Source organism: Actinobacillus equuli, assembly GCF_900636745.1.
In the GTDB taxonomy this organism is placed as follows: domain Bacteria; phylum Pseudomonadota; class Gammaproteobacteria; order Enterobacterales; family Pasteurellaceae; genus Actinobacillus; species Actinobacillus equuli.
On sequence record NZ_LR134310.1, the window covers coordinates 1,635,400 to 1,647,540 of the forward strand.

10 protein-coding genes are annotated in these 12,141 nt (G+C 40.5%); 9 read left to right on the forward strand and 1 reads right to left on the reverse strand.

The window, feature by feature from the left end:
• The first annotated feature begins 17 nt into the window (after nucleotides 1–17).
• The 7 genes from zwf (at nucleotide 18) to EL121_RS07770 (ending at nucleotide 7,894) form a co-directional block, all read left to right on the forward strand.
• Nucleotides 18–1,505, forward strand: a complete 1,488-nt coding sequence (gene zwf / locus EL121_RS07740; protein WP_039195894.1) for a glucose-6-phosphate dehydrogenase — start codon at nucleotides 18–20, stop codon at nucleotides 1,503–1,505.
• 170 nt (nucleotides 1,506–1,675) lie between these two features.
• A complete protein-coding gene (gene pgl, locus EL121_RS07745; protein ID WP_039195896.1) occupies nucleotides 1,676–2,374 on the forward strand; it encodes a 6-phosphogluconolactonase in 699 nt (232 codons plus the stop codon).
• A gap of 132 nt (nucleotides 2,375–2,506) precedes the next feature.
• Entirely contained in the window at nucleotides 2,507–3,832 is a 1,326-nt protein-coding gene (locus tag EL121_RS07750) for an MFS transporter (protein WP_039195898.1), read from the forward strand.
• Between the two features lie 102 nt (nucleotides 3,833–3,934).
• Nucleotides 3,935–4,624: an aspartate/glutamate racemase family protein gene (locus tag EL121_RS07755; RefSeq protein ID WP_039195900.1), complete on the forward strand. Its 690-nt coding sequence runs from the start codon at nucleotides 3,935–3,937 to the stop codon at nucleotides 4,622–4,624.
• Nucleotides 4,625–4,640: 16 nt separating this feature from the next.
• A complete protein-coding gene (locus EL121_RS07760) occupies nucleotides 4,641–5,720 on the forward strand; it encodes an acyltransferase family protein (RefSeq protein WP_039195902.1) in 1,080 nt (359 codons plus the stop codon).
• Nucleotides 5,721–5,992: 272 nt separating this feature from the next.
• Nucleotides 5,993–7,447 carry a decarboxylating NADP(+)-dependent phosphogluconate dehydrogenase gene (gnd, locus tag EL121_RS07765; protein ID WP_039195904.1) on the forward strand — a complete coding sequence of 485 codons (1,455 nt, stop codon included), beginning with the start codon at nucleotides 5,993–5,995 and terminating at the stop codon, nucleotides 7,445–7,447.
• Nucleotides 7,448–7,540: 93 nt separating this feature from the next.
• On the forward strand, nucleotides 7,541–7,894 hold the full coding sequence (locus tag EL121_RS07770; protein WP_039195906.1) for a hypothetical protein: 354 nt from the start codon (nucleotides 7,541–7,543) through the stop codon (nucleotides 7,892–7,894).
• Between the two features lie 59 nt (nucleotides 7,895–7,953).
• On the opposite strand, the gene cysZ is transcribed toward EL121_RS07770, so the two are convergent.
• Complete coding sequence (gene cysZ / locus EL121_RS07775; protein ID WP_039195908.1) at nucleotides 7,954–8,835, reverse strand: sulfate transporter CysZ; 882 nt, start codon at nucleotides 8,833–8,835, stop codon at nucleotides 7,954–7,956.
• 119 nt (nucleotides 8,836–8,954) lie between these two features.
• Between cysZ and zipA the strand changes: the two genes are divergently transcribed.
• The gene (gene zipA, locus EL121_RS07780; protein ID WP_039195910.1) at nucleotides 8,955–9,947 is read left to right on the forward strand and encodes a cell division protein ZipA; all 993 of its coding nucleotides are present in this window, start codon (nucleotides 8,955–8,957) and stop codon (nucleotides 9,945–9,947) included.
• Nucleotides 9,948–10,011: 64 nt separating this feature from the next.
• On the forward strand, nucleotides 10,012–12,057 hold the full coding sequence (ligA, locus tag EL121_RS07785; protein WP_039195913.1) for an NAD-dependent DNA ligase LigA: 2,046 nt from the start codon (nucleotides 10,012–10,014) through the stop codon (nucleotides 12,055–12,057).
• The last annotated feature ends 84 nt before the right edge of the window (nucleotides 12,058–12,141 follow it).

Below are 12,141 nucleotides of genomic sequence, written 5' to 3' on the forward strand. Positions count from 1 at the left end.
TCGGGAATAATATAAAAATGAATATCGAAAATAGTTGTATTGTTATTTTTGGCGCATCAGGTGATTTAACCTTTCGTAAATTAATCCCTGCGCTCTATAACTTATTTAAAATTGGTCGACTCGGGGAGCATTTCTCGGTATTAGGTGTGGCTCGTTCCGAGCTTACGGACGATTCTTTCCGCAGTAAAATGCGTGATGCCTTAATCAAATTTGAAAAGGCGGAAGGACAATCATTAGAAGATTTCTGTACTCACCTTTATTATCAAGCAGTTAACACTTCTGATGCGGTAGATTATGCGAAGTTATTACCTCGTTTAGATGAGCTACACGATAAATATGGTAGCTGTGGTAACACGCTTTATTACCTTTCTACACCGCCAAGTTTATACGGCGTTATTCCGGAATGTTTAGCTGCTCATGGCTTGACCACTGAAGAATTCGGCTGGAAGCGTATCATCGTGGAAAAACCGTTCGGCTATGACATTAAAACTGCTAAAGAATTAGATGAAAAAATCCATCATTACTTTGAAGAGCATCAGATCTACCGTATCGATCACTATCTAGGTAAGGAAACGGTGCAAAATTTACTTGTACTTCGTTTTTCAAACGGTTTATTTGAGCCTTTATGGAACCGTAATTTTATTGATTACGTAGAAATTACCGGGGCGGAAGCAATTGGCGTGGAAGATCGTGGCGGTTATTACGACGGTTCGGGCGCAATGCGTGATATGTTCCAAAACCATTTGTTACAAGTATTAGCGATGGTTGCAATGGAGCCACCGGCAATTATTAATGCCGATTCAATGCGTGATGAAGTGGCGAAAGTGTTGCATTGTTTACATCCGTTAACCGCTGAAGATGTGAAAAATAATGTGGTGCTAGGTCAGTATGTGAAAGGCGAAGTGGATGACCAAATGGTTGCCGGCTATTTAGAAGAGAAAGGCGTACCGGCGGATTCAAATACTGAAACTTATATGGCGCTTAAATGTGAGATTGATAACTGGCGTTGGGCGGGCGTTCCTTTTTATGTGCGAACAGGCAAACGTTTGCCAGTGCGTGTCACGGAAGTGGTGATTCATTTTAAAACGACACCACACCCGGTATTCAGCCAAAATGCACCGGAGAATAAACTGATTATTCGCGTACAGCCGGATGAAGGTATCTCAATGCGCTTCGGCTTGAAAAAACCGGGAGCAGGTTTTGATGCGAAAGAAGTTTCAATGGACTTCCGTTATTCGGATTTAAGTTCGGCATCAAGCTTATTAACCGCTTATGAACGTTTATTATTAGATGCGTTAAAAGGCGATGCAACTTTATTCGCTCGTACTGATGCGGTACACGCTTGTTGGAAATTTGTGCAGCCGATTTTAGATTATAAAGCGGAGAGAGGCAGAATTTATGAGTACGAAGCGGGTACTTGGGGGCCGACCGAAGCGGATAAACTTATCGCGAAACATGGTAAAGTATGGCGTAAACCATCAGGTATGATGAAGAAAAAAGTATAAAAAATGATACTCTCGTCCGTTTGTGAGCGAGAGATAGATAAAATTGCGTAAGGCAATTTTTATCAGGGAGAGGGGAAAAATAGTAACATAGCCCTCTCCCTCCGAAAATCCTACGGATTTTCTCCTCCCTCTCCCGTAAACGGGCGAGGGGAAAAAACAATGGAGATAAAATGAATTACATCACCTTCCCATCCGCTCAGCAAGCGGTGGAAAAAATTGCACAAGAATTTGTGTTATACAGCCAATTAAACCGCCCGGTACATATTTCATTATCCGGCGGTTCAACCCCGAAATTATTGTTTAAAACATTAGCGCAAGCGCCATTTAATACGGCAATCCAATGGCAAAATCTACATTTTTGGTGGGGTGATGATCGCATGGTGTTACCAACGGATCCTGAAAGTAATTATGGTGAAGTGCAAAAGTTACTCTTCGATCATATTCAAATTCCTCAACAAAATATTCACCGTATTCGTGGCGAAGAACCGGTAGAACAAGAACTTGCAAGATTTTCACAAGAATTGACCGCTTGTGTGCCTGATTTAGCTTTTGATTGGATCATTCTTGGGATGGGGAATGACGGTCATACTGCTTCGCTTTTCCCTCATCAAACCGATTTTAATGACCCGAATGTGGCGGTTATTGCTAAACATCCTGAAAGCGGTCAAATTCGTATTTCAAAAACCGCTAAATTGCTTGAGCAAGCGAAACGTATTACTTACTTAGTCACAGGTGCGGCAAAAGCGGAAATATTAAAGGAAATCCGTGAAACAGAGGCGGAAAAATTACCGTATCCGGCGGCTCGTATTAAAGCGAAAAACGGTGTGACTGAGTGGTATTTAGACCAAGAGGCGGCAAAATTATTATAGCTTATAGATTATGAATGAAATTCATAATAAAGCTTAATATTTTTCAATGCTGGTATTGCAGATTTGCATTGTTCTTTGTGATTGTTTCATTTAGGATTCCAATTAAATGAAAATCTTTAATAAGGAATTCCTATGACGATTCAAACACAACAACATACAAATAATTTAAGGCACGCGATTGATAACAGCCCAATGGGCGTATATCAATGGGCAATCGTAATCATGGCTGCAGTGATGAACTTTTTAGACGGCTTTGATGTATTAGCGATTGCTTTTACTGCAACTAATATTTCTAAAGAGTTCGGTTTATCTAAAACCGAATTTGGTGTGTTAATCAGCGCCGGTTTAGCCGGTATGACGATTGGTTCGCTTTTCCTTGCGCCACTTGCCGATAAATTCGGTCGCCGTCCGTTATTGTTACTTTCAGTGGCATTATCGGCGATTGGTTTGTTGATTTCAGGTTTAGCGAGCACGCCATTTGTACTTGGTTTTTCACGTGTGATCACCGGTTTAGGGGTTGGTGGTATTTTAGTCGGCACCAATGTGATTACTAGCGAATATTCTTCAAAGAAATGGCGTAGTTTTGCCATTAGCGTTTATGCGGCAGGTTTCGGTATTGGTGCGATGATCGGCGGTATGATGGCAAAAGAATTACAAGCAGCTTATAGCTGGCATGCGGTTTATTTTGCCGGCGCTGCAATGACTGCGGTAGTGTGGGTGGTGTTATTTATTTGGTTACCGGAGTCAATCGACTTTTTAACCACCAAGCAACCGGCAAATGCGAAAGCGCGTTTAAATCAAATTGCAGCAAAAATCGGCTTTGGGTTTAATGGTGAATGGGATTTACCGGCAAAAGTAGAAGCGGTAAAAACCAAACTACCGATTTCACAACTGTTTAACGATAAATATCGCCGCTCGACATTACTATTATGGCTTTCATTCTTTGCCATTATGTTCAGTTTCTACTTTATTAGCTCGTGGACCCCTGCATTGCTCAAAGAAGCGGGAATGACGGTAGAAGATAGTATCAACGTGGGGATGGCAATTTCGATTGGCGGTGCCGGTGGTTCATTAATCTACGGTTTAATTGCCAGCCGTTGGCAGGCAAGAATGGTATTAATGCTATTTACCGTGTTATCAGCAATTGCGATAGTGGTGTTTATTCTTTCGTCTTCAGCGCTCGGTGTGGCGATGGCAATGGGAGTTGTTGTCGGTGCGTTAGTGAACGGTTGTATCAGTGGTTTGTACACCATCAATCCGGCAACTTATGATGCGGATATCCGTAATACCGGGGTGGGCTGGGCGATTGGTGCAGGGCGTGCTGGTTCGATTCTTGCTCCGACAATAGCGGGAATATTGCTCGACGGCGGCTTGGCGAAACAAGATTTATATATTGCCGTGGCTGGTGTGATGTTGCTATCAACTGTGGCGTTAGCATTCAAGAAGTCACACGTATAAACTCATTATTTAAGGTGGGAATACTCCCACCTTTAGGCATTTCTAAGTTGGTCGAATTTGCAAACTTTTCTGCAAATTCGACCGCTTGCGTAAGGAGAAAGTATGAAAACACTTGGCATCTTAGGTGGAATGAGTCCGGAAAGTACGGTTTCTTATTATTTGAATATCAACCGAGCGGTCAATCAGGCACTAGGCGGTAATGCCAGTGCTAAGATCTTGATGTCGAGTGTCGATTTTGCCGAAATCGTTAATTGCCAAAAAAGTGGTGATTGGCAAAAGGCAGGTGAAATTCTTGCGCAACAAGCTAAATTACTTGAACAAGCAGGGGCGGAAGGTATTTTACTTGCCACTAACACAATGCACAAAGTGGCCTCTCCGATTGTTGAAGCGATTTCAGTGCCGTTTTTACATATTTTGGATGCGGTTGCAGACAGTATAAAAGCGAAAGGTTTAACCACTGTTGCCTTGCTAGGCACAGCTTTTACGATGAGTGATAATTTTTATGTGGACGGGTTACGTCAACGAGGGATCACGCCGTTAGTCCCTGATGAACAAACTCAGCAAGAAATTCACCGCATTATTTTTGAAGAACTCTGCTTAGGGCAGTTTTTACCACAGTCGAAAGCGTTTTATCTTAAAACAATTGAAAAGCTAACCGCTCTCGGTGCTCAAGGCGTTATTTTAGGTTGTACGGAAATCGGTTTATTAATCAATCAATCGGATTCAGCCCTACCGTTTTTTGATACAGCGGAATTGCATAGTGAAATGGCTGTGGGGTTTGTTTTGGGTTAATTTAATTAGGATATGTATGGATACAAATTTGCCCTCAAAGTTTCAAGAGCGAAATAATTTTTTAGATATAGCAAAAGGAATTGGAATATTTCTAATGATCTTTGGGCACAACATATTAAATGGAAATGGTGAATATGTTTATCATAGTAAGGATACATGGTCAGCTCCACTCTTAGTTTTTATATATTCATTTCATATGCCACTTTTTATGCTGATTAGTGGATACCTATTTTATTTTTCTTTAAATAGGAATGTAGATTGGAAAAATATTCTTTGTAAGCGATTTAAACATATATTATTCCCTATAATAATATTTAATTTTTATGTTTATATTGCGATGAATAGCCAAGTTTATCAAAGCGATCTTTATGTTGTGTTTAATTTGGAACGATTGTTATTTCGAATCTTTGATGGATTTTGGTTTTTGTGGGCAATTTTATGTTCATCTGTTTTAGTGATCTTTGTTAAGCATTTTGCAAAAGATAGTAAATTATTATATTTCTTAATTCTTATTGCCTTGTTCTTTATACCTAATAAAGTGTTTGGGTTGCAAACTTATCGAATTTCATTTGTTTATGGTTTCTTTGTTCTAGCCTATTTATTCGCTGAAAGAATAAAAGTAAATACGCAGAAAATAAATGAAAATTACGGAAAAATTTGGCTGATTAGTACTATTATATTCTTTATTTGTTTGCCGTTTTTTAGTTATGAGAATTATATTTATTTCTCAGGGTATAATATTTTAAATCCATTGTTGAATGTAACTTTAAGTGAACAATTATGGTTGAATATATATCGTTTTATTATTGGGTTAAGCGGTAGTGTTTTTATTCTTTTTCTTATAAATAAGATTTATCAAAGCACTAAAGATATTTTTATTTGGAAGTTTTTTAGCTATTTGGGTACTTATTCATTAGGATTTTATTGTATTCAGGAATTATTGATCTCTTTTGGAGTAAAAGTAATTTCAAAAGGTTATTTTGAAATTAATTATATTATTAATTTTTTTCAATCTTTATGTGTGATTTTTCTTTGTAAAATTTTTATAGAATTATTAAAGAAAAACGATTTTTTAAAGAAGCTCCATTTAGGATGATATTATCTTGATAAAGCACCTCCTGATGCGTGCTTGAACTCTCAGTTTAGCGGCATCTATCGGGCGTATGTCAAGAGCGGTAACCTAGCACTTACGTACTAGGTTATATATAAGTGTTGCCACCCTGTGGCAAAGGACAGATTACTTGGTTGCAGAGCAACCATACAATTTATTAGCCCCATACGTTAGTGTGGGGAAATAAGCGGTCAATTTTGCAAAAAATCTTGCAAATTTAACCGCTTGTAACGAATCAAAACCAACAGGAGAAAACAATGTCAGTAAAAGGCGATATTGGCGTTATCGGTTTAGCGGTAATGGGTCAAAATTTAATTTTAAATATGAACGACAATGGCTTTAAAGTGGTGGCGTATAACCGCACTACTTCAAAAGTGGATGAGTTCTTAGCAGGTGCGGCGAAAGGCACAAATATTATCGGTGCTTATTCGTTAGAAGATTTAGCGGCGAAATTAGAAAAACCGCGTAAAGTGATGTTAATGGTGCGTGCCGGTGAAGTGGTGGATCAATTTATTGAAGCGCTTCTTCCACATTTAGAAGAAGGCGACATCATTATTGATGGTGGTAACTCAAATTACCCTGATTCAAACCGTCGTGTTAAAGATTTAGCTGCGAAAGGTATTCGTTTTATCGGTACCGGTGTTTCAGGCGGTGAAGAAGGTGCGCGTCACGGGCCTTCAATTATGCCGGGCGGTAACATTGAAGCGTGGGAACACGTTAAACCGATTTTACAAGCGATTTCAGCGAAAACCGATAAAGGCGAGCCTTGCTGTGATTGGGTTGGTAAAGAAGGTGCTGGTCATTTTGTGAAAATGGTTCACAACGGTATCGAATATGGCGATATGCAGTTAATTTGTGAAGCTTACCAATTCTTAAAAGACGGTTTAGGTTTAAGCTACGATGAAATGCAAGCGATTTTCCAAGAGTGGAAGAAAACCGAATTAGACAGCTACTTAATCGACATCACTACAGATATCTTAGGCTACAAAGACGAAGACGGTACGCCATTAGTTGAGAAAATCTTAGATACCGCAGGTCAAAAAGGTACAGGTAAATGGACAGGTATCAATGCGTTAGATTTTGGTATTCCATTAACCTTAATCACTGAATCGGTATTCGCTCGTTGCGTATCTTCATTTAAAGATCAACGTGTGGCAGCTTCGAAATTATTCAACAAAACTATCACGCCGGTTGAAGGCGACAAAAAAGTGTGGATTGAAGCGGTTCGCAAAGCGTTACTTGCCTCAAAAATCATTTCTTACGCACAGGGCTTTATGTTAATTCGTGAAGCGTCAGAAAACTTCGGTTGGGACATCAACTACGGTGCGACCGCACTGTTATGGCGTGAAGGTTGTATCATTCGTAGCCGTTTCTTAGGTAACATCCGTGATGCGTATGAAGCGAATCCGGACTTAGTATTCTTAGGTTCAGACGATTACTTCAAAGGTATTTTAGAAAATGCAATGGCAGATTGGCGTAAAGTGGTGGCGAAGTCTATCGAAGTAGGTATCCCAATGCCATGTATGGCGTCAGCGATCACGTTCTTAGACGGTTATACTTCAGAGCGTGTACCGGCAAACTTGCTCCAAGCACAGCGTGACTACTTCGGTGCGCACACTTATGAGCGTACTGATAAACCACGCGGCGAGTTCTTCCACACTAACTGGACAGGTCGTGGCGGTAACACCGCTTCAACCACTTATGATGTGTAAGATATCTCTGAACTAATTGCTTAGAAAAGCTTCTAAAAAGCGAGTAATAAATGTATTACTCGCTTTTTTTTCAACTCAAATTAGGATTTCACTATGAAAAAATTATTCGGTATTTCTACTTTGGCGGTATTGTTAGCGGTATTATTAGTCGTATTGTTAACAGCATGTTCAGCACCAAATGGACCTGCTCAAGCACCTCAAGTTACAGAAACAAATTCGCTTTATAAAGTAGAAGAAGCATTAAAAGCTTGCCAAGAATCTGTCGGTGAAAGTAAAGATCAAATTGAATTTGATGCTTGTATGAGAGAAAAAGGATTTGAAAGACCGGCAATGCAGCAGGAACAGTTTGTACAAGAAGAGCAAACTACGGTAAGAGAAAACGTTGCAACGGCAAAATCAGGTACTAAAAAAGCAGCCAAAAAAGTGAAAAGTTCTAAAACTAAATAGCGAAAAAGCCTCTCAAATGAGAGGCTTCTTTTTGCAAAAAACAGGAGAAATTAGACCGCTTAGTGAGGTTTAATATCGCCGTTACGTACATAGGGATTGATTGTGCCTAAACGTGTTTCGGTACTGATTTCTCTACCGGTTTTAGTGGTATAGTCTGCACCGTCAAAATCGCTGTTTCGTCCTAACATAAAGTTACGATATTCTTCCACCCACATTGCAGTTGCACCGCAGACGGCAACCGGCATCACGACTAAATTCACAAAAGGTAAAGCGGTAAAAATACTCACAAATGTGCCGAAGGTAAAATTTAAAATCTTGCGTTGCCCAAGGGCGTTGCGCATACGTTTAAAACTGATTTTATGGTTATCAAACGGGTAGTCACAATATTGAATGGCTAATAACCAAGCGCCGAAAATAAAAGTTAATACAGGCACAACGGTTTGTCCGATGACCGGTACAAAACTTAATAAAAACAACGCAATGAAACGAGGGATGCTATACATCATCTTTTGCCATTCACGTTTTAGCATACGAGGTACGTCTTTTAGCATTTCCGCTGCTGTCATATTATTGAGTTGTTCGCCGGTAAGTTGTAATTCGACTTTCTCAGCCAGTAAAGCATTAAACGGTGCTGCGATAAAATTGGTGATGGTAGTAAAGGTAAAATAAAACAACATAACTAAAGACAGCACGGCAAGCGGTACTAAAATAATGGTTAACCAATCCAACCATGACGGCATAAAGCTGACGATCCAATCCGCCCAGCCTACAATATTGCCAATAAAAAACCATAGTAATGCGATCATAAGTACGCTATTAATGGCAATTGGAATTAATACAAATGGCAGGAGTTTACGTTGCAGCATAAGCCTCCAGCCATAAATAAAATAATGAAATCCTAAGCCTAAATCGCTTTGCGGTTCGTTAAATGCAGATGACATAATTAATCTATCCTTAATAACTCAAATTTTTATTAGAAATATGGTAAGCTAGACACATTATTTTCGCAAATAGTGAAATTTAAATTTTGTAGATTATCTTAAGTGAAAGAGGACCTCAGATGGAGCTTCATATTCTTTTCTTTATTTTAGCCGGCTTATTAATTGCCGTGTTAATCGGTTTCAGTATTTGGTCTGGACGTCGTGAGAAATCGCGTATTTTTTCTAATACGTTCTCAACTCGTCCGCCGGCAACACCAATTAATAATGTTGTGTCTGATGTCCCTGCATCGCTTAACCCGCAACAATATAATGCGCCTGCATCAACCTCTCATATTGAAGAAGCAGAGAATCCGGTGCAAATACAGCAAGAAGTCGAAAGCACATTACGCGAAATTAAAATTAATTTACCGGGGCAAGAAGCGAGCGTATATCAAAACGAACCTGCCGCACCTATTTATGGCACAACGCCTGCTCAACCGGTAGTGAAGCAACAAGTTACTTATCAACATCCGGTAGAACCGGCATTTACCCAAGCGCCCCAATCACCGATTGCTGAAACAACTTCAGTATTAGAGCAATCTGTTGAAGAGTTAGAGCGTCAAGCTACATTAGGTGAAGTAGATATTTATTCGGATGCCTCAGTACGTGTTGAATTAGCGAAGAATTCAGTTCAAGTTGAAGCGGAACAAACTCAAGAGCCGGCAGTTGCAGAAAATAATATGATTACCCTTTATGTTGTTGCTCCGGAAGGTCAGCAGTTCCGTGGTGATTATGTGGTACAAAGCCTTGAAGCGTTAGGCTTCCAATATGGCGAATATCAAATTTTCCACCGCCATCAACATATGGGCAACAGCGCATCGCCGGTGATTTTCAGTGTGGCGAATATGATGCAACCGGGCGTGTTTGATTTAGCTAAAATTGAGCAGTTCTCAACGGTTGGTTTAGTGTTATTTATGCACTTACCGTCAGAAGGTAATGATGCGGTGAACCTCAAATTATTACTCAAAACGACAGAGAATCTTGCACAAGCCCTCGGTGGTTTCGTGTTAAATGAACATCGAGAAATCTTTGATGAGAACTCTCGTCAAGCCTATTTAGCTCGAGTGAGCTAATTTGCAAAACTTTTAGCATAAATGACCGCTTGTTAAGCGGTCTTTTTTATCGAGAATTTTCCCAATGCCTTTATTATCACAAATGCAAGCTCAAACGGACACGACTTTCACACAATTAGAAGCTTTACGTCAAAAATTACGAGAATACGAATACCATTATCACGTATTGGATAATCCGTTAGTGCCGGATGCGGAATATGACCGTTTAATGAATGAATTAAAAAATCTGGAATGGCAACATCCGGAATGGATTACTGCAGATTCACCGACTCAACGTGTCGGAGCGAAACCGCTGGACGGTTTTGCACAAGTGACACACGAGATTCCAATGTTATCGTTAGATAATGCTTTTTCTGATGAAGACCTAGACGGCTTTTTACGCCGTATGGAAAGCTATATCTCAGAGGACCCGCTCTCACTGGCTTTTTGCTGTGAGCCGAAATTAGACGGTTTGGCGGTCAGTATTTTGTATGTGGACGGTGTGTTAAGCCAAGCGGCAACACGTGGTGACGGTACAACCGGTGAGGATATTACCTCAAATATTCGTACCATTCGTAATATCCCGTTAAAACTGAATATGGATAACCCGCCGGCACGTTTAGAAGTGCGTGGCGAGGTGTTTATGCCGCAAAAAGGTTTCGAAGAACTGAATGAACGTGCGTTGGAAAAAGGTGAGAAAACCTTTGCTAACCCACGTAATGCGGCGGCAGGCTCATTACGTCAGTTAGATCCGAAAATCACTCGTCAGCGTCCACTTGTACTAAATGCTTACGGGATTGGGGTGTATGAATCGGATGATGAATTACCCGCAACCCATTTTGAACGTTTGCAATGGCTAAAATCTATTGGTATTCCGGTCAATAACGAAATTCGCTTGGCAACAGGACGTGAGCAATTACTTGCCTTTTATGCTGATATTCAAGCCAAACGTCCGACGCTCGGTTATGATATTGACGGCACAGTACTAAAAGTGAATGACATTGGCTTACAAGAGCAGCTCGGTTTTATTTCTCGTTCGCCACGTTGGGCGATTGCTTATAAATTCCCAGCACAAGAAGAAATGACAGTGCTGAATGATGTGGAATTTCAGGTGGGTAGAACCGGGGCGATTACGCCGGTAGCGAAATTAGAACCGGTATTTGTTGCCGGTGTAACGGTAAGTAATGCCACTTTGCATAACGGCGATGAAATTGAGCGTTTAGGCATTGTCATCGGCGATACGGTGATTATTCGCCGTGCCGGTGACGTGATTCCGCAAATTGTTGGGGTGGTGATGGATCGCCGTCCGGAAAATGCAGAAAAAATCGAATTTCCGACCGTTTGTCCGGTCTGTGAATCGGCAGTAGTACGTGTGGAAGGCGAAGCGGTTGCTCGCTGTACCGGCGGTTTATTCTGTGGTGCACAGCGTAAAGAGGCGTTAAAGCATTTTGTTTCTCGTAAGGCAATGGATATTGATGGCGTCGGTGAGAAGTTGATCGAACAATTAATGGAACGTGAGCTGGTGCATACACCGGCGGATCTGTTTAAACTCGATCACACCACTTTAATGCGTTTGGATCGAATGGGTGAGAAATCAGCGCAAAATGCGTTAAACAGCATCGAAAAAGCGAAAAATACCACTTTGGCACGTTTCTTATTTGCATTAGGAATTCGTGATGTTGGCGAAGCTACGGCGCAAAACTTAGCGAATCACTTTCATAATTTAGAAGCAATTCGAGTGGCAACCTTTGAGCAATTACAAGAAGTACAAGATGTCGGTGAAGTGGTGGCAAATCGTATCGTGCGTTTCTGGCAAGAGCCACACAATGTGGCTGTAGTTGATGATTTAATTGAACTAGGTGTACATTGGCAAGATGTGGTTCAGGTTGAAATTGCGGATAATCCGTTAAAAGGTAAAAATGTGGTGTTAACCGGTACGCTGACTCAATTAACTCGCGATCAAGCAAAAGCGCTTTTACAAAGTTTTGGTTGTAAGGTGTCCGGTTCGGTTTCAAGCAAAACCGATTATTTGATTGCCGGTGAAAAAGCCGGTTCAAAATTAGCGAAAGCGCAGGAATTGGGAGTTAAAGTCTTAACCGAACAAGAGTTGGTCGATTTAATGCCCACCTAATGAGTAAAAAAATGGGAAAATTTAACCGCTTGTAAGCTTTAATTATAAGAAAGAAAAGCCATCCGTAATAGGATGGCTTTTTTG